Source organism: Streptomyces maremycinicus, from assembly GCF_001184025.1.
Classification (GTDB): Bacteria; Actinomycetota; Actinomycetes; order Streptomycetales; family Streptomycetaceae; genus Streptomyces; species Streptomyces maremycinicus.
In genome coordinates this window covers 1-23,385 of sequence record NZ_BBYG01000030.1, presented here as the reverse complement: position 1 = coordinate 23,385, position 23,385 = coordinate 1, and the positions used below count along the sequence as shown (strand labels likewise).

The window sequence follows — 23,385 nt, the reverse complement described above, 5'->3', positions numbered from 1 at the left end:
GTCGATCCAGCGCCGCACGGTCTGATGACGCGGCCGCCCAACGTCCGCAACGGATCCGACCGTACCGGCGGTGCCACCGGTACGGTCGGTACGGTCCTCACGACCGAAGGATCTGAGCCCCGGCCGGGATCAGGCCGCGACGAGCTCCTGCTCACGTTCCGGTGCCTTGACCTTGGGCTTCCTGTTCGGCAGCGAGAGCCGGAAGACCTTGTGCCACGCGGAGAACACCTGCTTGGGCAGCGGCCCGGTGACATAGTCCAGCTCGTACTTCTCGAACAGCGCGCGTACCTTCACCGCGACCTCGGCGTAGCGGTTGCTCGGCAGGTCCGGGAACAGGTGGTGCTCGATCTGGTGCGACAGGTTGCCGGTCATGAAGTGCATGGCCTTGCTGCCGCTGATGTTCGCCGAGCCCATCATCTGGCGCAGGTACCACTGGCCGCGCGTCTCGCCCTTGATCGACCGGCGCTCGAAGACCTGCACGCCCTCGGGGAAGTGCCCGCACATGATCACCGAGTGGGACCAGATGTTGCGGACCAGGTTCGCGGTGAACGTGGCGGCCAGCGTGGGGAGGAACGACGGGCCCGACAGCAGCGGGTGGATCACGTAGTCCTTGAGCACCTGCTTGCGGATCTTGCGGCCCACGGCCTTGGCCCGCGCGCGGAACTCCGGGTTCTTGCGGCGGCGCTTGCTCAGGTTCTTGCCGAGTTCCAGGTCGTACGCCGCGATGCCGTACTCGAAGAAGCACGCGTTGATGAAGTTCCACAGCGGCTGGCCCAGGTGGAACGGGTGCCACCTCTGGTCCTCGTCGACGCGCATGATGCCGTAGCCGAGGTCGTTGTCCTTGCCGATGACGTTGGTGTACGTGTGGTGCAGCTCGTTGTGCGAGTGCTTCCACTGGTCGGACGGCGAGACGTGGTCCCACTCCCAGGTGGTGGAGTGGATCTTCGGGTCCCGCATCCAGTCCCACTGGCCGTGCAGGATGTTGTGGCCGATCTCCATGTTGTCCATGATCTTCGCCACGGACAGACCGGCGGTGCCGAGCACCCACGCGGGCGGGAAGATCGAGAACAGCAGCACGCCCCGGCTGACCAGCTCGAGCTTGCGCTGCGCCGAGATGACCTTGCGGATGTAGGCCGCGTCCTTCTCACCGCGGCTGGCGATCACCTCGTCGCGGATCGCGTCCATTTCGCGGCCGAGCTCTTCGATCTGCTCCGCGGTCAGGTGGGCGGTGGGGTCGATGGCGGTCAAGGTGCTCCTACCGTTCGATGTCGCAGGGGCCCGCAGCGGCGGACACACAGGTCTGGATGAGGACGCCCGGCTCGGCCTCGGTGATCTCGCCGGTACGCAGGTCGCGGACGGCGCCGGCCTTGAGCGGCGAGACGCAGCCGAAGCAGATGCCCATGCGGCACCCGGAGGGCATGAGCACGCCGGCGTTTTCGCCGACGTCCAGCAACGGCGTGGCGCCGTCCGCGTCGACGGTCCTGCCGGTCGTGCTGAACCTGACCTCGCCGCCGTCGCCCGCGACGACGATGCTGGGGCGGAAGCGTTCGGTGTGCAGGCGCTCCGGTACGCCGTGCTCGCTCCAGTGCTTTTCGGCGGCGTCGAGCAGGCCCGCGGGCCCGCAGGCCCAGGTCTCGCGCTCGGCCCAGTCGGGCACGAGTTCGTCGAGACGGGCGATGTCGAGCATGCCGTCCGTGTCGGTGTGCACCTCGGTGAGCCGCAGCTTCTTGTCCGCGACCAGGTCGTGCAGTTCGTCGCGGAAGATCACGTCCTGCGGCTGTGGCGCGCAGTGGACCATGACGACGTCGTCGAACCCGGTGTCGCGCAGCATGCCCATCACGGGCGTGATGCCGCTGCCGGCCGTCAGGTAGAGGACCTTGGCGGGCTTGGCCTGCGGCAGCACGAAGTCACCGGTGGGCTGGTCGAGCTGGATCAACGTGCCCGGTTTCGCCCTGCGGACCAGGTGGTTGCTGACCTTGCCGTCCGGGATCGCCTTCACGGTGATCGTGACGCGGCCGTCCTGGCGGTCTGTCGGCGAGGTGAGGGAGTAGGCACGCCACAGGCGCACCCCGTCGACGTCGACGCCGATCCGCACGTACTGACCGGCCGTGTGGCCGCGCCAGCCCCGTCCCGGCCTGATCACGATCGTCGCGGCGTCATCCGTCTCGGGGTGAACGGCCTCGATGCGCCCACGCAGGTCGGCGCCCGCGCGTAGCGGGCTGACCAGGTCGAGGTAGTCCGACGGCAGCAGCGGCGTCGTGACCATCTCCAGCAGTTTCCACGCCCTGCTGCGAAGGGCTGTACTCGTCATGACTACAGCTTGCTGCGCCGCGAGGCGTAAAGTCCTGACCGCAGGACGTAAATCTGGTCGGCTGAATTGTTCGCAGGGAACAAAAACGTGAGTCATGCAACCCGGAGGGCCAGCGAACTGGCCCTGGACGAGACGACGGTCACCGCAATTCGGGCGGCGCTGAAGACCACCGCCGACGAAGTCGTCCAGGCGATCATCGACGAGGTCCCTCCCTACGCCAACGCCCTTTCGGGCCACATGGGCGCCACCATCCGCCGAGCCGTCCGCACCGCCCTGGGACACTACCTGGACCTCGCGAGCGGCAACGCCACAGGCGGTGACGCCGGTGACGCCGCCTACGAGCTGGGCCGAGGCGAGGTGCGCGACGGCCGTTCGATGGACGCCCTGCTCAGCGCCTACCGCGTCGGCGCCCGCGTGGCCTGGCGATGCCTGGCGGCGGGTGCCGTACCCGCGGGCCTGCCCGCCGCCGAGGTCGCCAAGTTCGCCGAGCTGACCTTCGCCTACATCGACGAGCTCTCCGCCGCGAGCGCAGCGGGCCACGCCGACGAACTGGCCGCCCGGGGCAGGGCAATCGAGCGCCACCTGGAACACCTGGCCCGCGACCTCCTCGCCGGCGCGAGCCCGGACGTGCTGCTGGCCTCCGCCCAACGGGCCGGATGGCAGCCTCCGGTCTCGCTGACCGCGGTCCTGCTGCCCGCCGCCCAGGCCCGGCCCGCCTACCGCGCGCTCGACGACCAGAGCACCCTCGTCCTCGACGATCTGCCGGACGCCACCGGCGTGCTGCTCGTCCCCGATGCCGACCGATCACATCTCCTGCGCCAGCTGACCGATCGCACGGCCGTGGTCGGCCCGGCCCGGCCATGGACTCGTGCGGCCGCCTCGTACGCACGAGCCGTACGCGCGCGCTCCCTTTCCTCCGATATTCGCGACACCGAGGACCACCTCCCCGAGCTGGTGCTGAGCGCCGACGTGGAGGCGTTCGCAGACCTGCGTGCCCGTGCCCTCGCGCCGCTGTGGACCCTGCCGGTCGCGACCGCGCGGCGGCTGGAGGAGACGTTGCGGGAGTGGCTGCTGCACCAGGGCAGGCGCGACGAGGTGGCGGCGGCGTTGTTCGTCCATCCCCAGACAGTCCGGTACCGCATGTCGCAGCTGCGGGAGCTGTTCCCGGATCTCGCATCGCCGCACCGGGTGCTTGAGCTGACGCTGGCGGTCGGCCTTCGGGGCGCCTGACGCGTACGTCGACCGTCCACGACGGCGTCCGCGAGCGGTCCGGTCCGGTCCGGCACCGGGAATCGTGCCTCGTTCCCGGTGTCGTCGGCCGGCTCATGCGGCCCGGGGAGGCGCGGTATCAGCCAGCCGAGACCGGGGGCGGGTGGGAGCCGGGTTCCGTGCCGTCGTGAAGGGCGCCGTCCTGGCACGAGCCGCCCCACGGGCGCGCGGCGGGCCGCGGCCGGGGGGCAGGCGGGAGGTCAGGCCGGTCACCAGGCACGGGAGGCCGGGCCGCTCGCGCCGGAGATCACCGTGATTGTGCGCACGGCCCTCTGCCTTCTTTCCGGCAGGTCGAGCGGGCGACTGGACGACTGGACGACTCGACGACCGACCGGGCCGGCCGGGGCGGTCTGGCACCGCGTACGAGGGATGATGGGGAGGGAATGACGGAACGTGAGGTCAGGAGCTTCATGGCAAAGCGGGTGCACCGACCCCGTGAGGACGCGGAGTTCAACTTCATCCTCGGGATGAGCGAAGTTCCGGTCCTCGCATACTTCATCGGGACATGGCCCAAGGCGATGGAGCCCTGCCGGGTCATGGACCTCGTCGTGGATGGCATCGCCGACGACTACGCGGGCCGCCTGACGGCCGTCCGCGCCGACATCACGCGTTGTCCGGCCGCAACCGAGCGATGCGGGATCACCGGAGCCCCGTCCTACGTCCTGCTGAAGGAGGGCGAGGCGGTGGCGCACGGCACCGGGCCGATGACCACCGCCGAGGTACGGAAGTTCCTGGACAGCCACCTCTGATGAGCGGTTGCTGCGGCACGTCAGGGCCGTGCGAGCCGGGCCGCGAGGTAGGGCGCGGTGGCGCTGCGGCGGGCTCTGGCCACCTTGGCCGGCGGGCCCGCCGCGACCACCCGGCCGCCCGCGTCGCCGCCGCCCGGCCCGAGGTCGATGATCCAGTCGGCGGTGGCGATCGTGTCCAGGTCGTGCTCGACGAGGACGACCGTGTTGCCGGCGTCGACGAGGCGGTGCAGTTGTCGCAGCAGCAGCGCGATGTCCGCGGGGTGCAGCCCCGCCGTCGGCTCGTCGAGCAAGTAGAGCGCGTGCCCGCGGCGGGCCCGCTGTAGTTCGGTGGCCAGTTTGATGCGTTGCGCCTCACCACCGCTGAGTTCCGTCGCGGGCTGGCCCAGCCGCAGGTACCCCAGTCCCACCTCGCGCAACGTCTCCAGACTGCGGGAGGCGGCCGGGACGGCGGACAGGAACTCGGCGGCGGCGTCGACGGACAGCCCCAGCACTTCGGCGATGTTCTTGCCGCGGTAGGTGACTTCCAGCGTTTCGGCGTTGTACCGGGCGCCCCCGCAGGTCGGGCACGGTGCGTAGGTGCCGGGCAGGAACAGCAGCTCCACCGCGACGAACCCTTCACCCTGGCAGGTCTCGCACCGCCCCTCGGGCACGTTGAAGGAGAACCGCCCGGCCGAGTAGCCGCGCGCCCCGGCCTCGTCCGTCGCCGCGTACAGCTTGCGCACCGCGTCGAACATGCCCGTGTACGTGGCCAGGTTGGACCGGGGAGTCCGCCCGATGGGCCGTTGGTCGACCAGGACCAGCCGGTCGAACGACTCGACCCCCGACGCGTCCTTGACGTCGACCTCCAGCTGCGCCTCGTCGGGCTCCTCGGGTACGAGTCCGAGATGACCCCGGACGACCTCGGCGAGCACCTGCGTCACCAGCGTCGATTTCCCGGAACCCGACACGCCGGTCACCGCCGTCAGCACGCGGAGCGGTACGTCGACGGACACGTCGTGCAGATTGTGGCGGGAGACGCCGCTCAGGTGCAGCCAGCCGTGCGGTGTGCGCGGGCGGTGATCGAGCGGCTGGGCGCGCCCGAACAGGTATCGGCTCGTGGCCGACTCCCCGACCCGCTCAAGGCCGGCGACCGGGCCGCTGTACAGCACGTGTCCGCCGCCCTCACCCGCGCCGGGGCCGATGTCGACCACCCAGTCCGCCCGCCGTACGACGTCCATGTCGTGCTCTACGACGAACAGCGAGTTGCCCGCCGCCTTGAGGCGGTCCAGCACGTCCAGCAGCGGTTCAGCGTCAGCCGGGTGCAGCCCCGCGGAGGGTTCGTCGAGGACGTAGATGACGCCGAACAGCCCCGATCGCAGCTGGGTGGCGATCCGCAGGCGCTGCGCCTCGCCCGGCGACAGGGTCGTCGAACGGCGCCCGAGGCTGAGGTAGCCGAGACCCAGGTCGAGCAGTACGTCGACCCGCGCGACCAGATCGCCGCAGATCCGGACCGCGACCTCGGTGGTCTCCCCGGATCGGGCGGTCGACGTGGTGGCGTCGGCCTCGGACCGCGCGGCGACGGGCCGCAGCAGCGCCACGACCTCAGTGAGCGGCATCGCGTTGATCTCGGCGATGGAACGTCCGGCGAAGGTCACGGCGAGCGCCTCGGGCCGCAGTCCGCTGCCCCCGCACTCGGGGCAGGGCACACTCCTGACGAACCGGAGCGCCCGTTCGCGCATCTTCTCGCTCTTGGAGTCGGCGAGGACGTGCATGACGTGCTTGCGGGCGCTCCAGAATTTGCCCTGGTAGCCGTAGTCGACGCGGTCCTCCTCCGGCTCGATGTACACGGAGGGCTGCTCGTCGGTGTACAGCAGCCAGTCCCGGTCCTTCTTCTTGAGCCTGCGCCACGGTCGGTCGATGTCGATCCCCAGGCCGTTCACGACACTGCGCAGGTTGGCGCCCTGCCAGGCGCCCGGCCAGGCGGCGATCGCCCCCTCGCGGATGCTCAGCGAAGGGTCCGGGACGAGCAGATCCTCGGCGACGTCGTGCACGACACCCAGTCCGTGGCACTCCGGGCAGGCGCCGGCCGCCGTGTTGGGTGAGAACGACTCGGCTTCCAGCCGTGCGGCCCGGGGCGGATAGGTGCCGGCGCGGGAGTACAGCATGCGCAGCAGATTGGACAGCGTGGTGAGGGTGCCGACCGTCGAACGCGAGCTGGGCGCCCCGCGCCGCTGCTGCAAGGCCACGGCGGGTGGCAGTCCGGTGATCTCCTGCACGTGTGGTGCGCCCACCTGCTGCAAAAGCCTTCGGGCGTACGGTGCCACGGACTCGAAGTAGCGCCGCTGGGCCTCCGCGTAGAGCGTGCCGAACGCGAGCGAGGACTTGCCCGAACCGGAGACGCCGGTGAACGCGACCATCGCGTCCCGCGGAACGTCGACATCGACGTTCCGCAGGTTGTTCTCACTGGCGCCCCGGACATGCACGAAGGGGTCGCTCGCGTCGTTGTTCACCGTTCCTGATTACCTGATCGCGCCGGAAACCGCGCGACAGGCGCCGTCACCGGGCCCCGCTGCCCGGCCCCCAGGTGCAGCGGACTTCGGCGCCCCACCCATGGAGATTCCGCTGCTGGTCGGAGGCGGGGTCGGGGGCGGAGTCGGAGTCCGGGTCAGGCACGGTCGGGCGGAGGAGGTCTTCCCCGCCTGAAGACGGGCCCTGCCGCATCCGGCGTTGCGAGAACTGTCTCGCCATGCGTGGAAGGAGAGGCGGAAGGAGAGAAGGTGTCGACACCGGGCGACCAGCCTCGGCTCAGGGAGAAGGTCCTACGCGGTTGCCAGGTGGCGGCTCCGATACGCCCTGGAGGCGGGCGTAGGGCTGGAAGCGGGGGAGCAGGCCGTCGACGAGGTGGACGCAGCGGGACGCGCCGATGCGGTGGGCCAGGAGCAGTGCCCACGCAGGTTCACCGGGACGGCGGTACTCTCCGCACATGAATCAGCTCCCGTGCACCTAGGAAGCCCTGGTTGTGCGCACCGACTTCTCAGCAAACGGTGCTTGGGGTGCTCTGCGGGCGGCGCTGTCCCGACCCAGCAGAGACGGATTCCTGGCCAATGTCGCACTTGTCGATGACCGCAGGTACGAGGGTTTGACGCCCGACCGGGCTCTCGACCTGATTTCTGGCGAGTATCGCCATCCCCTTCTTGTCTTGGCGGACTCTGTCGTCGGCACCTCGGCTGAACTGCCGGTCCTCGTGGTGTACCTGCGGAGTGAGCGGGTGCGGTGCGTCCGCGTTGCGGCAGCCGCGCTGTGGAGCATCGAGAACAACCTCGCGGAGGCGAACATGGACTTCCAGGACTTCCAGGACTTCGCCGACGGCGTCGACGATGACGGCGTTTTCCGGGGCTTCTGAGGCACTGGTCCCAAGGCGGTGACCAGGGGGTGCGGGCGAGTGGACGTCCGCCCCGACGCCCGCCTCCTTCGCTGCGGAAGTGGACCTCCTCCACACCCCGGTCCGTGTTCGCGGACGCGGCCGCGCAGCCGCCATCACCGCAGAGGTGAGCGGGCTGCGCGCGCCGTCCGGTCGACCTCCCGTGATCCGCGCGGCGCGGGTGGGAAACCCCCGCTCAGTGGCTGGCCAGCCCGAGCTGGATGTATGCCGCGTCGACCGTCTGAGCCAGCAGGACTGCGATGGTCATGGGCCCGACCCCACCGGGGACCGGCGTGATCAGGCGGGCGCGAGTGCGGGCGGTGGCGAAGTCGACGTCGCCGACATTGCCGGGGTTGTATCCGGCGTCGACCACGACGGCCCCCGGCTTGATGTCTTCGCCACGAATAAGCCGAGGCCGTCCCACGGCCGCCACAACGATGTCCGCTTCCCGTACGGTCGCGGCCAGATCGGTCGTACGGGAGTGGCAGTAGGTGACCGTGGCGTCCCGGGCGAGCAAGAGCATCCCGACGGGTTTGCCGAGGATCGCGCTCCGGCCCACGACAACAGCGTGTCGACCTGCAAGATCGACGTCGTACTCGTCCAAGAGCCGCATGATCCCGCCCGGGGTGCACGATGCGAAACCCGGCATTCCGAAGCTCATCGCGGCGAATGAGCTCATCGTGACCCCATCGACGTCCTTCTCGGGCGCGATGGCCTCGAATGCCGCGCGCTCATCGATGTGAGGGCCCACGGGGTGCTGAAGCAAGATGCCGTGCACTCCGGCGTCCCGCGAGAGGGACTGGAGGGTCTCTACGAGCTCAGCCGTTGTAGTGGTGGCCGGCAGGCTGACGAGCCGGGACTCGATGCCCGCCTTCGCGCAACGCGCCCGCTTCATCCGGACGTACGTCACCGAAGCCGGATCCTCACCCACCAGCACCGTTGCGAGGCAGGGCGTCACTCCGACACGCCGCGCAAGCTCTGCCGCCCTGTCTGATGCCTCCTCGACGACGCGTCGAGCAAGGCCAACACCGTCCATGAGCAGGGCTGTCCGAGTCTGGGACATGGTCGCCTCCCGGCGTCGCTGACCACTCGCCCAGGCGCACGGCATCGACCGATTCGTCGGACCGCTCCCCGGTGGTACTCCACCTCAGCGCCAGTCACGGCCCACACATCACCCTAGTGGATGACGCTTCCGCTGATCTGGATCGTGGAGTTCAAAAACACCTACTCACTTTGTTCTTCACCTTCCGGCCACGTCGTAGGGCCGGGACGCAAGGTTCACGAAGGCGTCCGACCGGGTGACGATCTTTCGAAGTTCGCGGGCGCTTCGTGGTGACATGGCCTGCATCACGGTCTCGAGGAGGGCGCGGGCTTCGAGAGGATTGCCGCAGCAGTGCCAGTGCACGTTGCCCCATTCGTAGTCGTGCCACAGGGCGAGCTCGGGCTGGTGGACGTAGTCCTTCCACAGGCCCACAGCCGTGCTGACGTCGCCCGGCTGGAGATAGTTGCGGGTGTGCTCAAGGCGGATGATCTCGGACAGTGCACGCGAAGACAGGCCGTCGATGACTGGCCTTGCATCCGTGGTCCGGTGGTTGCCGAGGGAGTCGGCACGGATCTGTCCTGGCCGTCTACGCGGCATGGACCTTTCGGTTCGTGGTCATGCGGTACATGGTGCCACGGTCTCGAATGGCGTCTCGAACGGATCCGCTGGCATGGGGATTTGCCGGACGCGGGGGCGGCCCTCGTCTGAACGTGTGCCCCGACCACGGTGCACGTGACCAAGACGAAGGCCGTGGGGGTGAGTTCGCTGCCTGATGCTGTTCGGAGGCAAGCGTTCGCGGAAGCGTCACGCTCTCGGGGAGTTCTCCACGTGTCTGACCGCCCGGCGCGACGAGTTGTTCGGGACGGTGCACTCGGTAGCTTCTTCTCCAGGGTCAGGCATGCGTTGACCACGGAGTCATAGGAGGGGACGGACGAAGGACGATGAAGTACATCAACCTGGATGCGCAGGTCGGCAACGTGCGGGGTGTCATATCCCCCGCTCGATACCTGGAGCGTCTGCCTTCGTTGACTGATGATCTGCCGGTCGGGGCCCGGAGCTTCGCGACTGCTCCCGAGCACTACGACTTCTCCAGCAGGCGGTGTGTGAAGGATTTGCAGGTTCAGGACATCCGCAATGTAGGAGCTGATGGCCGTCAGGTGGAGATCCAGTTCCGACACAACTGCTGGAAGCACGATGAGGACATGGTCATCCGCTATGCAGGCGTCTCCAGCTTCGATGCCGGAAGCGTCGGAGAGAACGACTGGGCAGGCTTCGGAACGGTAATCCTCGACGAGGTCCTGCCCCACCAGCACGGTTGCAGCCACGAGATCGCGTTCTGGAACGGCTCGCTCACGATCGTCTGCCGTGACCTGGCCGCGACCTGGACTGAAGTCGGCTGCCCCGACAAGTCATAGACCAGCAAATATCGCTGCGCGGCACCTCGTTGGCCTCCGCCACGCCTGCCTCTGGCTTGCCGCTGCCCGCGACCTTGCGTACGAGTTCAGCACCTTCAGCCGCGAACGCCGCAGCCGCTACCTCACCGCCTGGATGACCCGTAGCCTCGCCCACGGGCCTCGCTGTTCCTGGGCATTGCCGCCTTCCTCCAGAACGACTGGAACGTGGTCGTCCACGGCACCACCGTGCCGTGGAGTTGAGGAGCGTCGCCTGCCACACCTGGCCGGCGGCGTGACCTGGCCCTGTAGGTCGGCGCCGATCACGCATTCGACGGTCGTTTCACACACAGGGGCTGGGTTCGTGACAACGGCGAGGTCTGGCTCCCCGGGGGCGGGAGTCTGCCGGAGTGGCACGACACCAGGCCCCGGTATTGGTGACTCTGCTCAGAGGAAGCCGGCGTTGACCTGGCTGTCACCGGTATCGGGTTGGATGAGTACGTGACTGTCTACGACGTAGCTCGCCAGCTCCCTGGCATCGCCGACCTGCGGGATCTGTGTCGTGCACTGGCGATGCTCGATGCGATCCTCAGCCCGGAGTGGGAAAGCCGCTACTACTCCATGAACACCAAATGGGCCGACGGCGAAGAGATGGCCTCGATGCGCAACGGGTCGGGGAACGAATACTCCATCGTGTTCTCGTCTGCCGGGGCCTACATACGCGGCTTCGACCATGAAGCGCCGATGAGCCCGTACGGCAACGACGGCGAGCCTTGGCCGGGAGTGATCGACGAGGTCCCCGAGCCCTTCAAGCCCTTCGTCGAGGAGCCGGCGTTCACCGACGAGGACGGCGTCAGTGTCGTGACGGCCTGCTTGTGGCGGGGGTTGACGGACGATCGGTGGCATCACGGGACGATCGATTTCCCCGATAGCGCTGTCGATCCCGACGGGGCAGCGGGCTTGTTCGAGCTCTTGGTGGACCGTTCACCAGAAGCCTTCCAGCGCTTCGCCGAGGACTACTACGAGGTCCCCGTCGACCTGGAGGCCGTAAGTCAGGTGTACGCCTTGCAGCCGCTGCTTCCGGAGCTCGTGTCGTCGTTGAACCCTGGGGTCAGCTTGAGCGACCTGGCCCAGGACATCCGTGAGGTCGGCTACCCCCAGCCGGACCAGGAGTCCGCGTGAACGCCATCTTGTCGGAAGCGAAAACCGAGCCGGGGACTTGCGACACGAGCTCGGTGGTCCGGCGACCGGAGCCGGTCGAGGCCTCGATCGTCGAGTGACCGGAGGGGGCAAGGGTGCGGTGATCCTTTCCTCTCCGGTACGCCTGGCGCCACAGGGTCTGCCGAATTGCCGCTGACCGGCGAGAAAAACGTACGATCGATGATGCTGCACATGGGGAGCCGAAAGGGGTGCGGCTGGCGGCGGACCTCCGGTTGGCCGGGTCGGTGAAGCCGGCCGGGGAGCCCGGAGGAGGGGGGTGTCTTCGCCGCCTCTGTGGCTCTGGCAGCGGCATCGAGGGAACGGTCGAGCGTGTGGCACGAGCATCCCGTGCAGCAGAGCCACGAGGTCCGTGATTTCTGCACCCAGATGCCGCCCGCGGTCCTTCAGCGTCTGCGCGGCATCATTCATAGCTGCCGAGCGCTGGGCCGCCGAGGCCGCCAGGGACCGTACGCGCAGCCGAGGCGGCCCGCCGATCAGACGGATGCCACCGACTACGCAGCACCCCGTCTGCCGCAGGCTGCCATCATGCTCGAATGGCTCACGACATCGTGTTCTTCCTCGCCCCTGACGACGAGACGGCAGCCTCGACGCGCCTGCGGGGACCAGGTGAGGCATTTGAGTCTGTGACCTGCCGTTTCATTGAGCCGGACACCGCCATTGCCGAGTGGGACATGTATTTCGAGGTGCCTTCGGCCGAGGCACCGCCGGTTGAGCAGCTCTATGCGTGGCGGCCGTGGCCTGAGTGGGTCACCGCCCCCTTGAACGATGGCGTTGAGGTGTTCGCTCTGCCGAAGCGCCTGACCCGAGCGCTCGCCCAAGCGAGTTCCTCCCAACTCGAGGAGCTCGCCGGCCGCTGGATTGCGCGGCTCCGGGCTGAGGACGGCGACGATATGACCGACGATGATCTCCTTGCGGTCTTGCAGGGCGTTGCCCGCCTCGCAGAGTCTGCGACGAGGACAGGTGGCGGCGGCCTCTACAGCTGGAGCTACTAACCGTCCCCCCGGCAGGGGACGCTCGTTGTTGACGCCGCAGCGCCCCAGGAGCTCGGTCCCATTGGCGTTGTATCCCCGCCCAGTTGAACCGCAAGCTGTCACCCGTCACCCGTCACCCGTCACCCCGCATCCCTTCGTCGGCTTCCGGCGCGGCGTGGGCGCACAAGATCTGCTGTGCTCCGGCGCGCACCTCCACGTCGATCCCCTCCGCTCGCGGCAACGCGACCGAGCGTGTCATCGCGGCCCTGTCCGGCCTCGCGTGTCCGGCCGACGGCTCCTCCGCCAGCACCTTCGCGACTGTCACCCGCGGATACGCCAATTGGTCAAGAAGTCCCTCGGAGCGGTGCTCCTTGGCTCCTTGGCTCCTTGGCTCCTTGAGTGAGTGTCAGGTCCATCATCGCTGTTCGGAGGCGGTTTCGGTAGGACTCAGCGCACGTCCTTTCGGCCTTGTGGCGGCCGGCATCGCGCGTCAGACTCGTCGACATCCACTCTCCGGCCAGCGTGTCGGCAGCCTTGATCGGCTGTCGGCGCGTTCGCCGTGCTGTCTCGGCGTGCGACGTGCACCGGCCGGGGGGTGGCGGGACGAAGGGGGATCGATGGATCAGGACTTGATCGTGCTGGCGAGGGTAAGGCTGCTCAGCGCCAACCGGCGGGTGGTGCGCGGTGCGGAGGGGCTGTGGATATACCGCCTTCTGGCACGGGTCGAGCCGGAGGCGTACGGATCGAAGCTGGCGTACGTCTTGGTGGAGGCGAGTACGTCGCCCCTGGTGAGGGATTTGCCTGAGCGGCGGTTGGCCCTGTTGGACGAGGCTGTGGAGGTGGCGAAGGCCCTCGGTACGTCGAACCCCTACCGGGACAAGATGCTGGCGAGGGCGCTGGCCGCAAGGCAGCGGGAGTTGGAGTCCCGCCCGGCGCCGGAGTCACTCGCCCCTGATGAGGGGGAGGGGCAGGCGGACCGTAGGGAATCGCCGTCAGATCACGCATGATGCTGCCGATGCCGGGCGTTGACGTCCTGGACGGCGACGAAGGCGAATGCTCCGTCCGGACGGAGGAGACCTGAGACAGCGGGCGCCGACGATCACGAAGGCTTCGTTGGCGCCCGCTTGACCTGGTCACTGAGGCGCAGGTCAACCCGGCCACCTGGCGGGCGGCCGTACGTCGATGCGAAGCCGCTGGCCACCGGGGCGGACCGGGAAGCGGGCGGCCGGCACGCCGACCATCTCCTTGCGAAGTTCCGCGCGTGTCGAGGGACGTCGATGGACTTCAGCGCCACGGAGTTGAATGCGCTGCGCCCCCTGCCAATGACACCCACAGCTCCTCACCGGCAACGGGGCCTGGAGCCTGGACCCTTGCCACTGCATCCTGGGGATCTGTCCCGTCTGTCGGGAGCAGGAGTTCGGTGGGCTCTGTGAGGAACGACGTCACCGTTGACATCGCACCGACGTGCCTTTCACCGGCCGGTCTCCCCTGATACTTGATCCATGGGGACTGTGGCAGCGTTGTACCGGTATCCGGTGAAGTCGATGCTGGGCGAGGGCGTGACCACCGTGGCGGTCACGGAGGACGGGCTTTCCGGGGACCGCGCCTACGCCGTTCTCGACGTGACGGGCGCGGTGGGCAGCGTCAAGCACCCGCGTAAATGGGGGGCCTTGCTGCGTTGCCGTGGCCGCCTTGAGGAGTCCGGGGTGGTCCAGGTCGTGCTGCCGGACGGCGCCGCCTTGGCGGTGGAGGATCCCGAACTGGACGCGCGGCTCTCCAAGTTGCTGGGTCGGCCGGTTTTCCTCTCGGCTGCCGTGCCGCAGCACAGCAGGCTGGAGCGTGCCGTGCCCGAGTACGAGGGCGGGGTGCCGGACTCCGTGCGGGGCACGGCGGCCGTCGATGAGACCGGGGTGAGCATCACGACCGGCAGCGTTGCCCGGGGAACGTTTTTCGACTTCGGCCGGGTCCATCTCGTCACCACTGCGTCCCTGGCCCGGATGCGCGGGGTGTATCCCGCCGGGGACTTCGACGCCCGCCGCTTCCGGCCGAACCTCGTCGTGGACACCGATGGCGGCCCCGGCTTCCCGGAAGATGCCTGGCCGGGATCACGACTGCGCCTGGGGGAGGCGCTGTTCAGGGTGGTGGTACCGACTCCCCGCTGTGTGGTCCCCACGCTCGGACATGACGAGTTGCCCGCAGATCCGGGCATCATGCGAGCGGTGGCCCGCGTTCACCGCGTGCCCGTGTTCGACCTGGGCCGGCTCTCGTGTCTCGGCGTGTACCTGGACGTGCTGGAAGCGGGAACGGTCCGGGTGGGCGACGCGATCATTCTGGAAGCGGCCACGTGACCCGACGGGCGGGAGCCGGGGGCGGGTACAGGTACGGGTGCGGGTGAGGCCGATGGCCCGGAGGGCTACGTCGGCAAGGACGGGCCTGACGCGGGGGCGCTTGGTCGGCCCACGTCCACATCGACGCTCCCACCAGGCACAGCCCCGCAGGGCAGGGCTGGGGATGACGGAGTCTGCGAGCTGCGTGGGGCCGACGGCCCGGCCCCGCTGCGCCAGGACGGACGGGTCTGGGGCGGTGCCGGGAGCGGCGGGTCCGTAGCCATCGGCGCTATGGCGGTGCCGTCAGCATGGGCATCGACGTGCGATCAGGTGCTCGCTCATGACGAAGGGCAGGTCCTCGGCTGCACCGGTCCGGTCACTGTTCCAGGTCAGCGGGCTCAGGTCACCGGCGGCCGTGTCGTGGACCGCGAGAAGGCAGGACCCGGCGTCGACGACGAGGTTCGGATCGAGGCACCCCGTTCCGCCTGCACTTCGACTCCTGTCGTCCGGGGCTCGTTCATGCATGATGACCGCATGAATCATGGCGACCAGCGCTTCCACGTCATCGTGCTGTCGAACTTCGCGAAAGGCTTTGACAAGTACGCCTTCGCTTACGGTAAGGCGGGGATTCCGGAGAGTACTTTTCCCGACCGGTTCCACCTGCTGACCCGCGCGGAGTTGGGAATCGGTATCGGCAAGGCGAGACGCTTGCTGGACCGTCTGGCCATTCCGGGTGACAGGCTGCTGGTGCTGGAGACCATGGTGGATCCCGACCAGCTGAAGCCCAACCTGTCGACCGGCCTCGGCACGGAACTCCACGAGGCTCACATCCGGTTGTCAGCCGTCCACGAACTCGACCAAGCGGGCGACGAGTTCACCCTGCGCCCGACAACCGTCGAGGATGCGATGGCGGCCTCCCTGCACCTGCACGGATCGGCGCTGCGTGGGTATGCCGACACGCGACCGCGCTCGGTGTCGCTGCTGCCGGTGGCCTCCGCCTGCCAAGCCCGGTGTTCGTTCTGCTTCTCGTCGGCTTCGATCTCCAGTGACCAAGCGCCGGCACGGGTCCCGTGGGACGCCGTCGCCGACTGGCTGGAGCGCGCCCGCGCGGCGGGTGCCGAGCGTGCGGTGATCACCGGCGGTGGGGAGCCCACGCTCATACCGTTCGAACAGCAGTTGCGACTGGTGTCCGCCTGCTCGGCGGCGTTCCCGAAGGTCGTCCTGATCACCAACGCGCACACCCTGGCCAAGGGCCGGCACGTCGACCGGGCCGAGCGCCTCGCGGCCCTCCGTGCCGCGGGCCTGAGCGTGCTCGCCGTTTCCCGGCACCATCAGGACGACGCCGTCAGCGAGCGGCTCATGATGCTGCGCACGCCGGTGAGTTCGGTCATCGAGACCTGGCGCGAGGAACGTGACCGGTGGCCGGGGCTGCGGACGAGACTGATCTGCGTGCTCCAACACGGCGGTGTCGCCGACGCGGCCGGGGTCGCCGACTACCTTTCGTGGGCCGCGGCTCTCGGTGTCGAGGAAGTCTGCTTCAAAGAGCTCTACGTCTCCACCAGCACTGAGTCGCTCTACTTCGACCGCACCGCCAACGTCTGGAGCCGAGAGCACCAGATTTCCCTGTCCATCGTCACCCGGTTCGCCGAACAGCACGGCTTCGAGCTGGCGAGCCGCCTGCCCTGGGGCGCGCCGGTCTACGACGGCAGCTGGGACGGACGGCCGATGCGGATCGCCGCCTACACCGAGCCCAGCCTGCTCTGGGAACGCACCAATGGGATCGCACGCAGCTGGAACGTCCTGGCCGACGGACGCTGCTACGCCTCACTGGAAGACCGGGCCAGCGAGATCGTGCCGGAAGGTGCAGCGACATGAAGTTCGACGAGTTCCAGGAGTTCCGGCAGCGGCAACTCAGCGCTTCCTCGTCGCTTCTGGACGTTGCCGAGACGAATGTGTACCGGGCGCTTGCTCCGATGCGACCGCAACCGCCGACCGACCTGAGTACGGTGCACCGGTGCGATCTCGCCCGTGCCTGGCTTCGGCGTTTCGAGCTGCCGGACGAGTGGTCCGGCCACGCCATGGTCTGTCGAGGGGTGCGGCACGGGCTCGGTGTGGTGTTCCACTGGCTGCACAGCGTGCAAGCGCGGTTGTGGCTGCCCAGCGACGTCTATCCGGTCTACTTCGAGCTGGCCCACGCTGCCGGCCTGGAGCCCGGCTCCTACCCGACGCTACCGGCACCGGTTCTGCCGAGGTCGCCGGCGCACCCCCGGCCCGAGTATTTGTTGCTCGCCAACCCCAGCAAGCCGCTCGGCCGGTACCTCTCCGATGCCGAGTGCGCCGCGGTGATTTCGTGGTTGGGGGAGTCACCGCGCCGCCGTGTGCTGATCGACAGCGTCTACGACCTGGGAGTTCCGTTCGCCGCGGGCACCCGCCGCTTGCTGGACACCGGTCGTGCGGTCCTGCTGCACTCGGTCACCAAGGGATGGCTGTGGCCCCGCACGTTCGGCGTGGTCCTGCTGGATCCGGCGCAAGCTCCGGAGCAAGCCGAGTTGGCCGAAGCGTTCCGGTCGGATCCGCCGACGTCGGAACAACTGAGCCTCGCCGACCGCCTGCTGACCGAGCACAGCGACGTGCCCCGGCAGGTCGTCGATGAACTGGCCGCGCGGGCTGATCGGTTGTTCGAACGGTTGCCGGAGGACGTGCTGAGGGCGATTCCCGCAGCAAGCCGGACTTGTCCCGGCAACTACTTCTTCCCGGTGGAGATCCCAGCGGAGACGCTCCAGCGCGAGTACGGCATGCTCGCAGCACCGGTCAGCGTATTCGGACAGAACAACTGGTCCGGCTCGATCCTGACCAGCCTTGCCGACGCCTTCGACGGGACGTCGACGGTGCTCCGATGAACCATCGAAGGCGCGTCGAGGTGGTGGTCGACCACTCCAGCGCCCCAAGGACCTCAGGACCTCGAACGTCAGCGTCCAGCGCGGTACCTGGGCCGCGTACCGCGGCCATCAATTGTTCATCCGTCATCACACACCGATGATCAACAGTGCATCGTCCGCGTACCCGGAGCCGGCTCCGACCGACAAGATCACGATCTCGGCTGTGGTACGCCGGACGCTTCCTGTGTACTGCCCATGAAGATGTTGCTCGGTCTGATGAGCCTGAACAGTGCCGCGCGCGTAGTTATCTTCGTCCGCTCCCATCAGGTGGGCAAGGCGGCGGAAATCCCGACGGGCAGGAGGACTGGTGCAACTTTCGCGGAACATGGTGGGCACTGTCGTCGTAGGGGGCGCACTCACGCTGACACTGGGTGCCCTGGCCTATCCGTCGATGCTCGGACTTGAGACCGTGTCGACCTCGGGTGACCGGATCATCGCCAACACTCAGTGGGGGCCGTTCACCGAGGGCGACCGCGCCTTCGTGGTGGCGGTGCGCGCCGCCGGTCTCTGGGAGCATCCGGTCGGGCTGATCGGACAGCAGAAGGGGCAGAGCAAGGGGGTCCTCACCGCGAGCCAGCACCTGGTCGACGGGCATGCGGCGCTGGACGAGACCTGCCGCAAGATCGCACCCCTGCTGAACGTGACCCTGCCCAACATCGCGAGTCCGCAGCAGGAGGGGTTCGTCAACACGCTGAAGGCGGCCCAGGGCAAGCAGTTCGACATCGAGTTCGCCAACATCCTGCGCCAGACGCACGGTTCGATCTTCAACACGGTGGCGAAGGTCCGCTCGACGACGAAGAACACGCTGGTGCGCGCGCTGGCAGACCAGGCCAACGACACCGTCCTGGACCACATCACGGTGATGGAGCAGACCGGCTTGGTCGACTTCGACACCACGCTGTTCAACCAGACCACCCCGCCGAAGCTGCCCAAGTCGGACATGACCCCGCCGGTCCCGCCGGTCGGCCAACCGCTGGTCGTCCTGCCCCCGCCGGCGAACGCGACATCCACCCCAGTGGACCTGGGCCCGGCCATGAACGGCCCGGCCGCCAACGGCAGCTAGGCGGACGACAACAGGGTTCACGGCACCCACGTGAGGCGGATGTTCTCCGCGACGGTCGCCGCCCGGCACGCGAGGCCCGGCGAGGCCCTCGACGGCGGCACCGTCCACACCACCGCCTTCGCCTACCACTCCGTCGCCAAGGCAGCCCGCCTCGCGGGCATCCGGGCGGCTCACATACGTACCGTGCCGCATGCGGTGGATCTCCGGATGGACCCGCAGGCCGCCGCCGCGATGATCCGCGCCGACCGGGATGCCGGGCAGCGGCCGTTCCTGCTGGTGGCCACCGCCGGTACCAACGACACCGGCACCGTCGACCCGCTGTCTCGGCTGGCCGACCTGGCCCGCCGCGAGGACGTGTGGTTCCACATCGACGCGGCCTACGGAGGCTTCTTCCGGCTCACCGCACGCGGCGAGGAACGCCTGGCCGGGATCGAAGAGGCCGACTCGGTCACCCTGGACCCGCACAAGACCCTGTTCATGCCGTTCGGCACCGGCGCCCTGGTCGTCCGCGACCTCGCCGCCCAGCACGCCGCGCACCATGGCACCGGCAGCTACCTCCAGGACATGGGGGCAACGGGAAGTGTCCCGGACTCCGGCCACCTCGGCCCCGAACTGGCCCACGAGATCCGCGGCCTGCGGGCCTGGCTTCCGCTGCACCTGCACGGGGTGGACGCCTTCCGCGCGGCTCTGGACGAGAAGCTCGACCTGGCCGAACACATCCACGACACGCCGGCCGACGTCGCAGAGCTGGAGATCTCGCAACGCCCGGACCTGTCCACCGTGATCTTCCGCGTCCGCCCCACCGATGGCAGTCGGGCCGCCGCCGAGCGGGCGGACGAGGCGAGCCGCCGTCTGCTGGAGCGGATCAACGCCCACCGGCGCATCGTGCTCTCCAGCACGGTTGTCGACAGCCGCTATGCCCTGCGCGTCTGCGTGGTCTCCCACCGCATCCACCAGGACCGCGTCACCGAGGCCTTGAAGATCATCACTGCCGAGGCGAGGAACATCCCCGCCGCGTAGCCGGCGAAAGCCCGGCATCCGGGCGGTGTCCGGCTGGATGCCGGCACGGAGAAACAACCTGCTGGGCCCGCCGAGCGTTTCAGGCTGCCGCGGCGACGCCGACGCCGATGGCGATGAACAGCCACCCGGTCGTCAGCTCCCAGCGGTGGCGGACCTTGGGGCGCGCGAGGAACGCCCCCAGTCGCGCGGCTACGGCGACCAGGGCGAACCAGTAGGCGACACCGAGGACGATGTCCAGGGTGCCGAGGAAGAAGATCTGCCGCGACGCCGAGCCGCCGCCGTGGACGAACTGCGGCAGGATGCTGAGAAAGAACAGCGCCGCCTTGGGATTGAGCACATTGGTGAGGAAGCCCTGAGTGAAGCCGGACCGCCACCGGCCGCGGGCCGGGCCGTCCTCCGCCGGAGGCCGCGGGTCGGCGCCGTCCTCCGGCCGGGCGGCAGTCTCGCGCCTGAGGGCTCGTTCACGGGCGGTCCGGCGCGCGGCCAGCACGGCACGGACTCCCAGATGGACGAGGTACGCGGCGCCCAGCAGCTTGATGGCGTCGTAGACCGCCGGGGAGCGGGCGGCGATCATCGACAGCCCCACCGCGGCGGCGAGCATGTGCACGCACAGTCCGCTCTGGGCGCCAAGCGCCGCGGCCCGCCCCTTGGCGGGATGCTCGGTCGCCGATCTCACCACCACGAGGAAGTCCGGGCCGGGCACCACGTAGGCCAACAGCACTACGCCGAGGAAGCCGACGAGATCGACCGACATACGTTCTCCCCTTCACTGGCCCTGCGCTCGGTTCGCCTCATACGTCGCACCGGCCGGCCGGCCGTGGTCGGTCCCGGGTTCCCCTGTGCGGACCGCGTTCCCCCTCCAGTTCCCCACGGTTCCCAAGATGTGCCGACCGGAGGCCTGTTCGTCTGTACGGGCAACGTGGTGCGCGTTCACGAGGGTCGCTCACGGGTCATCGAGTGGTACGTCCTCGCCGCCCCACGCCACACACGCGCCCGCGTCCGCAGCGAGAAACACATGTCTCAACGCACCTCGCGAAACGCCGCGTTGGGGCCGTCGGGGGCTGGTGGGGCCGACTCGACCTCGCAGGCCTCCATGAACCAGTGCCTCGCGACGGTGCGGGACCACGGCTGAGAGAGGGGCAGGCGCACGAGGTGCGTACCCGTTGCTGCGGGGTGCGCATCGAGGGCCTGGACCACGCCGCTTGCCTCCGGCCGGCGGAGGGTGTCAGCGCCCGCCTCGTGGCCCTCGGTGAGCAACCGCGCTGCGAAATCGACGACCGCGCGAGCGATGCCCTCCGCCGCGTCCGGTGTGACCTTCGGCCGGCTGCATGGGGAGGTCACCATGACCGCAGCGCTCCGCACAGCATGCGTTCCGGGCGAGCCGGGTCAGTTCTGCCTCTTGCGTCGCCACCTTGCGCCGGCCTCTCGAGCCCGGTCGTTCCAGTGGTCCCGGACCCACCCCCACAACAGCGCCACCGGGGCTGCGACCAGAGAGACCAAGAACGAGTGCTCCCATGACATGCCACCGCGCCCGTAGCGGAACATCAGCACGAGCAGCGCGTAGACGGCGATGCCGAGTAAGAGAGCCTTCAGGGGTTTTGGCAGATACATGCCGTGCGGTTACCCGGCGTCGACGGATGAACTCGCTGTTGCACTCCCGACCTGTTCCCGCGATCAGCGGCACCTTCCCGACGCGCGCGTGACCCGATCCTGCCCTGGCGGAGCGGTGGGACGGCGGATGGAGGCGGCCGCGCAGCGGCACGCGGATCGCGAGGCATCGCGGATCGGCCCGGGTGGGGACGCGCATGTGTTCAGGGCGCGGCGCCGTGACGCTGAGGCGGCGGGTCATGAAGGCGTCGCTGCCGGTCGGCTGAGGCGGTGGGGTCAGGCGGCGGCCTGCGGTGCGAGGGCCTCGTCGAGTGTGGGATAGAGACCGATGACGTCGTCGAGGCCGACGATGTGCAGCAGTTCCGCCACGGGCTTGGGGATGTGGGCAAGGCGTAGCCAGCCGTTGTCGGCGCGGGCGGCGTTGTTGGCGGCGACGAGGATGTTGATGCCGCTGGAGTCCATGAAGGTGACGGCGCGCAGGTCGAGCACGGTGTGCCGGGGGAAGCCGTCCTCGGTGATGAGCACTTGGCGGAAGAGATCGGTCGTGGTGTGGTCGATCTCCCCGGCCAGCAGCACCACGTGCACGTGGTCAGCGGTCATGTGTTGGGAGACGGTCAGCTGGGCCTGGTTCATGCCGTCTCCCGCCCTGATGGTGTGGGGGCCTTGCTGCTGCGAAGCCCCTCTGCGTCCACGCAAGCGCACGCCGCTGTTCCGTGTCAACCACACCCTGTGGGGCGGCCTGAAGCTCCGAGTAAGCGGAATGTGGGCCCGTGGTCGTGCGATGCTGCGTGGGCGGCGTGAACGTCGTGTGGTGATTGCTGGAGACGGGGCGGGTGCATGGAGCAGGCCGTGGGGGACGAGGGGCAGGCGGCGCAGCGCACCGATTCGCTGTCGGCATCAGCCGCCTATGACGGCGATTCTTCCTGTATCGGGGACGCGCGTGGTCTGGCCGTCGGCTTTCTCACCGAGGTGCGGGCCGTGCATGGGCTGTCGGTGTCGGAGCGGGCGCTGGGCATGACGCAGCTGGTGGTCAGCGAGCTGGTGACGAACGCGGTGAAGTACGCGCCCGGGCCGGTCGTGCTCGATCTGGAGGTGACCCAGGGGGTGGTGCGCGTGTCGGTGTGGGACAGCGATCCGGTCCTGCCGAACGTGGCTGACACCGACCCGGAGCGGGTGGGGCGCCACGGTCTGGAGATCACTCTGGCCGTCTGCCAGGCCTACGAGGCACGCCGTGAGCCGGTCGGTAAACGCGTCACCGCGGTGATCGCGTTGGCCGATGATCCGGGCGGGGCCATCGCCGGCCGCACGGCACCGTAACCGTACGAGAACCGGCACGCATGATCAGCCCGATCCGGGGAAACAGCAGCGCATGCTGTCGCCGTTTTCGCTTGCCGACCAGGTACGGCGTGCTCTTGCCGAAGCGGGCTTTCACGTGAGCACCGGGGTGGATGCCGGTACGCCGGGCCTCGAGGTCAGCGAGGTGCCCGAAGGTGTGCTGATCAGATGGACGGCCTCCGACGAGTTCCAGGCCCTGACGGGCGAGCAGCCCGGCCGGGCCCCGGACGACGGCGTGCGGGCGATGGTGCAGGCCGCGGTGTCGGGAGTGCTCGAGCAGCAAGGACACGTGATCGCACCGGCAGAGGGTGAGGGCCTCCTCGTGCTGCCCCCAGCGGTGGCACCTTCCGAGCGGCGCTGACGAGCACCAGCTGTCAGGGTGGCACCGACGCTCACTCGAGCCCGGCGGCGTCGCGTGAGAAGCGTTGCCGGCCAGCCACAGAGGCCGCCGGGGAGCGCCGCCCTGTTCCACCGACGACGACGAATTCGCGGGCAGCGGCTGGTTAAGCACGCCATGCTGGTCAGCACCCCATGCCTGCGGCGGGAGACGCTCCATCGGCCGTGAGGAGTGCGGCGGGGGCGACGTCGCCCGGCGGGGATCGACCGGCAGGCCGCGGCCGGGCGTCGTCCGGGGCCTGGAGTTCGTCGTCGACGGCACATACGCCGACCGCGACAAGACCACGTGGTGGCGGCACCGCGCGGGCAACCGCGCACAGAACCGCTGATCCGTTCGACTGAG

Annotated in this window: 23 protein-coding genes and 1 riboswitch; of the genes, 14 read left to right on the top strand and 9 right to left on the bottom strand. The window is 68.9% G+C overall.

The features are described 5' to 3' along the window. Positions 1 to 129: 129 nt before the first annotated feature. Both AOQ37_RS37545 and AOQ37_RS37540 read right to left on the bottom strand, forming a co-directional pair. On the bottom strand, positions 130 to 1,248 hold the full coding sequence (locus tag AOQ37_RS37545; protein WP_062651602.1) for a fatty acid desaturase family protein: 1,119 nt from the start codon (positions 1,246 to 1,248) through the stop codon (positions 130 to 132). Between the two features lie 7 nt (positions 1,249 to 1,255). Beyond that, positions 1,256 to 2,311: a ferredoxin reductase gene (locus AOQ37_RS37540; protein WP_062651600.1), complete on the bottom strand. Its 1,056-nt coding sequence runs from the start codon at positions 2,309 to 2,311 to the stop codon at positions 1,256 to 1,258. A gap of 87 nt (positions 2,312 to 2,398) precedes the next feature. Here AOQ37_RS37540 and AOQ37_RS37535 point away from each other — a divergent pair, with 87 nt between their 5' ends. Both AOQ37_RS37535 and AOQ37_RS37530 read left to right on the top strand, forming a co-directional pair. Next, positions 2,399 to 3,541: a PucR family transcriptional regulator gene (locus AOQ37_RS37535; RefSeq protein ID WP_062651598.1), complete on the top strand. Its 1,143-nt coding sequence runs from the start codon at positions 2,399 to 2,401 to the stop codon at positions 3,539 to 3,541. 449 nt (positions 3,542 to 3,990) lie between these two features. Next, positions 3,991 to 4,329 (top strand): thioredoxin family protein, encoded by a 339-nt coding sequence (locus AOQ37_RS37530; protein WP_062651661.1) that lies wholly within the window; start codon positions 3,991 to 3,993, stop codon positions 4,327 to 4,329. Between the two features lie 20 nt (positions 4,330 to 4,349). Here AOQ37_RS37530 and uvrA read toward each other — a convergent pair whose 3' ends face one another. Continuing rightward, the gene (gene uvrA / locus AOQ37_RS37525) at positions 4,350 to 6,818 is read right to left on the bottom strand and encodes an excinuclease ABC subunit UvrA (RefSeq protein WP_062651596.1); all 2,469 of its coding nucleotides are present in this window, start codon (positions 6,816 to 6,818) and stop codon (positions 4,350 to 4,352) included. A gap of 509 nt (positions 6,819 to 7,327) precedes the next feature. Between uvrA and AOQ37_RS37520 the strand changes: the two genes are divergently transcribed. Further along, positions 7,328 to 7,711 (top strand): DUF6924 domain-containing protein, encoded by a 384-nt coding sequence (locus AOQ37_RS37520; protein ID WP_159401439.1) that lies wholly within the window; start codon positions 7,328 to 7,330, stop codon positions 7,709 to 7,711. Between the two features lie 214 nt (positions 7,712 to 7,925). Here AOQ37_RS37520 and AOQ37_RS37515 read toward each other — a convergent pair whose 3' ends face one another. Together AOQ37_RS37515 and AOQ37_RS37510 are read right to left on the bottom strand one after the other, a co-directional pair. Next, the gene (locus AOQ37_RS37515; RefSeq protein WP_062651592.1) at positions 7,926 to 8,792 is read right to left on the bottom strand and encodes a bifunctional 5,10-methylenetetrahydrofolate dehydrogenase/5,10-methenyltetrahydrofolate cyclohydrolase; all 867 of its coding nucleotides are present in this window, start codon (positions 8,790 to 8,792) and stop codon (positions 7,926 to 7,928) included. Between the two features lie 21 nt (positions 8,793 to 8,813). Continuing rightward, positions 8,814 to 8,900: riboswitch (ZMP/ZTP riboswitch) on the bottom strand. A gap of 69 nt (positions 8,901 to 8,969) precedes the next feature. Next, complete coding sequence (locus AOQ37_RS37510; protein ID WP_234437146.1) at positions 8,970 to 9,368, bottom strand: hypothetical protein; 399 nt, start codon at positions 9,366 to 9,368, stop codon at positions 8,970 to 8,972. Between the two features lie 344 nt (positions 9,369 to 9,712). Between AOQ37_RS37510 and AOQ37_RS37505 the strand changes: the two genes are divergently transcribed. The 5 genes from AOQ37_RS37505 to AOQ37_RS37480 all read left to right on the top strand — a co-directional run bounded on the left by AOQ37_RS37505 (position 9,713) and on the right by AOQ37_RS37480 (position 14,702). Then, positions 9,713 to 10,186: a hypothetical protein gene (locus AOQ37_RS37505; protein ID WP_062651590.1), complete on the top strand. Its 474-nt coding sequence runs from the start codon at positions 9,713 to 9,715 to the stop codon at positions 10,184 to 10,186. A 477-nt stretch (positions 10,187 to 10,663) separates the two neighbouring features. Next, a complete protein-coding gene (locus tag AOQ37_RS37500; RefSeq protein ID WP_062651656.1) occupies positions 10,664 to 11,344 on the top strand; it encodes a hypothetical protein in 681 nt (226 codons plus the stop codon). Between the two features lie 572 nt (positions 11,345 to 11,916). Further along, positions 11,917 to 12,375, top strand: a complete 459-nt coding sequence (locus AOQ37_RS37495) for a hypothetical protein (protein WP_062651588.1) — start codon at positions 11,917 to 11,919, stop codon at positions 12,373 to 12,375. 596 nt (positions 12,376 to 12,971) lie between these two features. Beyond that, a complete protein-coding gene (locus AOQ37_RS37485) occupies positions 12,972 to 13,361 on the top strand; it encodes a hypothetical protein (RefSeq protein ID WP_234437145.1) in 390 nt (129 codons plus the stop codon). Between the two features lie 495 nt (positions 13,362 to 13,856). Further along, positions 13,857 to 14,702 carry an MOSC domain-containing protein gene (locus AOQ37_RS37480; protein WP_062651584.1) on the top strand — a complete coding sequence of 282 codons (846 nt, stop codon included), beginning with the start codon at positions 13,857 to 13,859 and terminating at the stop codon, positions 14,700 to 14,702. Positions 14,703 to 14,984: 282 nt separating this feature from the next. On the opposite strand, the gene AOQ37_RS41000 is transcribed toward AOQ37_RS37480, so the two are convergent. After that, positions 14,985 to 15,242: a hypothetical protein gene (locus tag AOQ37_RS41000; RefSeq protein ID WP_199825152.1), complete on the bottom strand. Its 258-nt coding sequence runs from the start codon at positions 15,240 to 15,242 to the stop codon at positions 14,985 to 14,987. Between AOQ37_RS41000 and AOQ37_RS37475 the strand changes: the two genes are divergently transcribed. Continuing rightward, positions 15,216 to 16,556, top strand: coding sequence for a radical SAM family protein (locus AOQ37_RS37475; protein WP_234437144.1), 1,341 nt, complete (start codon positions 15,216 to 15,218; stop codon positions 16,554 to 16,556). The genes AOQ37_RS41000 and AOQ37_RS37475 overlap by 27 nt on opposite strands. Beyond that, on the top strand, positions 16,553 to 17,581 hold the full coding sequence (locus AOQ37_RS37470; RefSeq protein ID WP_062651582.1) for an aminotransferase class I/II-fold pyridoxal phosphate-dependent enzyme: 1,029 nt from the start codon (positions 16,553 to 16,555) through the stop codon (positions 17,579 to 17,581). The genes AOQ37_RS37475 and AOQ37_RS37470 overlap by 4 nt, the downstream gene beginning before the upstream one ends. Positions 17,582 to 17,707: 126 nt before the next feature. Here the strand turns inward: AOQ37_RS37470 and AOQ37_RS40670 are convergent, their stop codons facing one another. After that, positions 17,708 to 17,947: a hypothetical protein gene (locus AOQ37_RS40670; protein WP_159401438.1), complete on the bottom strand. Its 240-nt coding sequence runs from the start codon at positions 17,945 to 17,947 to the stop codon at positions 17,708 to 17,710. On the opposite strand from AOQ37_RS40670, the gene AOQ37_RS37465 reads away from it, so the two are divergent. Further along, on the top strand, positions 17,946 to 18,683 hold the full coding sequence (locus tag AOQ37_RS37465; protein ID WP_062651579.1) for a DUF4142 domain-containing protein: 738 nt from the start codon (positions 17,946 to 17,948) through the stop codon (positions 18,681 to 18,683). The two genes, AOQ37_RS40670 and AOQ37_RS37465, sit on opposite strands and share 2 nt — an antisense overlap. A 39-nt stretch (positions 18,684 to 18,722) precedes the next feature. Further along, positions 18,723 to 19,703, top strand: a complete 981-nt coding sequence (locus AOQ37_RS37460; RefSeq protein ID WP_234437143.1) for a pyridoxal phosphate-dependent decarboxylase family protein — start codon at positions 18,723 to 18,725, stop codon at positions 19,701 to 19,703. A gap of 79 nt (positions 19,704 to 19,782) precedes the next feature. Here AOQ37_RS37460 and AOQ37_RS37455 read toward each other — a convergent pair whose 3' ends face one another. Together AOQ37_RS37455 and AOQ37_RS40995 are read right to left on the bottom strand one after the other, a co-directional pair. Continuing rightward, positions 19,783 to 20,457: a LysE family translocator gene (locus AOQ37_RS37455; RefSeq protein WP_062651577.1), complete on the bottom strand. Its 675-nt coding sequence runs from the start codon at positions 20,455 to 20,457 to the stop codon at positions 19,783 to 19,785. 1,130 nt (positions 20,458 to 21,587) lie between these two features. Next, on the bottom strand, positions 21,588 to 21,944 hold the full coding sequence (locus tag AOQ37_RS40995; protein WP_062651571.1) for an STAS domain-containing protein: 357 nt from the start codon (positions 21,942 to 21,944) through the stop codon (positions 21,588 to 21,590). Positions 21,945 to 22,148: 204 nt separating this feature from the next. Between AOQ37_RS40995 and AOQ37_RS37435 the strand changes: the two genes are divergently transcribed. Both AOQ37_RS37435 and AOQ37_RS37430 read left to right on the top strand, forming a co-directional pair. Further along, positions 22,149 to 22,628: an ATP-binding protein gene (locus tag AOQ37_RS37435; RefSeq protein WP_062651568.1), complete on the top strand. Its 480-nt coding sequence runs from the start codon at positions 22,149 to 22,151 to the stop codon at positions 22,626 to 22,628. 52 nt (positions 22,629 to 22,680) lie between these two features. After that, positions 22,681 to 23,007 (top strand): hypothetical protein, encoded by a 327-nt coding sequence (locus AOQ37_RS37430; RefSeq protein ID WP_062651566.1) that lies wholly within the window; start codon positions 22,681 to 22,683, stop codon positions 23,005 to 23,007. The last annotated feature ends 378 nt before the right edge of the window (positions 23,008 to 23,385 follow it).

Excerpts from the sequence above, each read along its gene's own strand:
- AOQ37_RS37540 (WP_062651600.1), bottom strand. The coding sequence starts at position 2,311 with ATGACGAGTACAGCCCTTCGCAGCAGGGCGTGGAAACTGCTGGAGATG.
- AOQ37_RS37530 (WP_062651661.1), top strand. The coding sequence starts at position 3,991 with ATGGCAAAGCGGGTGCACCGACCCCGTGAGGACGCGGAGTTCAACTTC.
- AOQ37_RS37515 (WP_062651592.1), bottom strand. The coding sequence starts at position 8,792 with ATGTCCCAGACTCGGACAGCCCTGCTCATGGACGGTGTTGGCCTTGCT.
- AOQ37_RS37510 (WP_234437146.1), bottom strand. The coding sequence starts at position 9,368 with ATGCCGCGTAGACGGCCAGGACAGATCCGTGCCGACTCCCTCGGCAAC.
- AOQ37_RS37505 (WP_062651590.1), top strand. The coding sequence starts at position 9,713 with ATGAAGTACATCAACCTGGATGCGCAGGTCGGCAACGTGCGGGGTGTC.
- AOQ37_RS37495 (WP_062651588.1), top strand. The coding sequence starts at position 11,917 with ATGGCTCACGACATCGTGTTCTTCCTCGCCCCTGACGACGAGACGGCA.
- AOQ37_RS37485 (WP_234437145.1), top strand. The coding sequence starts at position 12,972 with ATGGATCAGGACTTGATCGTGCTGGCGAGGGTAAGGCTGCTCAGCGCC.
- AOQ37_RS37480 (WP_062651584.1), top strand. The coding sequence starts at position 13,857 with ATGGGGACTGTGGCAGCGTTGTACCGGTATCCGGTGAAGTCGATGCTG.
- AOQ37_RS37475 (WP_234437144.1), top strand. The coding sequence starts at position 15,216 with ATGAATCATGGCGACCAGCGCTTCCACGTCATCGTGCTGTCGAACTTC.
- AOQ37_RS37470 (WP_062651582.1), top strand. The coding sequence starts at position 16,553 with ATGAAGTTCGACGAGTTCCAGGAGTTCCGGCAGCGGCAACTCAGCGCT.
- AOQ37_RS37465 (WP_062651579.1), top strand. The coding sequence starts at position 17,946 with ATGGTGGGCACTGTCGTCGTAGGGGGCGCACTCACGCTGACACTGGGT.
- AOQ37_RS40670 (WP_159401438.1), bottom strand. The coding sequence starts at position 17,947 with ATGTTCCGCGAAAGTTGCACCAGTCCTCCTGCCCGTCGGGATTTCCGC.
- AOQ37_RS37460 (WP_234437143.1), top strand. The coding sequence starts at position 18,723 with ATGTTCTCCGCGACGGTCGCCGCCCGGCACGCGAGGCCCGGCGAGGCC.
- AOQ37_RS37455 (WP_062651577.1), bottom strand. The coding sequence starts at position 20,457 with ATGTCGGTCGATCTCGTCGGCTTCCTCGGCGTAGTGCTGTTGGCCTAC.
- AOQ37_RS40995 (WP_062651571.1), bottom strand. The coding sequence starts at position 21,944 with ATGAACCAGGCCCAGCTGACCGTCTCCCAACACATGACCGCTGACCAC.
- AOQ37_RS37435 (WP_062651568.1), top strand. The coding sequence starts at position 22,149 with ATGGAGCAGGCCGTGGGGGACGAGGGGCAGGCGGCGCAGCGCACCGAT.
- AOQ37_RS37430 (WP_062651566.1), top strand. The coding sequence starts at position 22,681 with ATGCTGTCGCCGTTTTCGCTTGCCGACCAGGTACGGCGTGCTCTTGCC.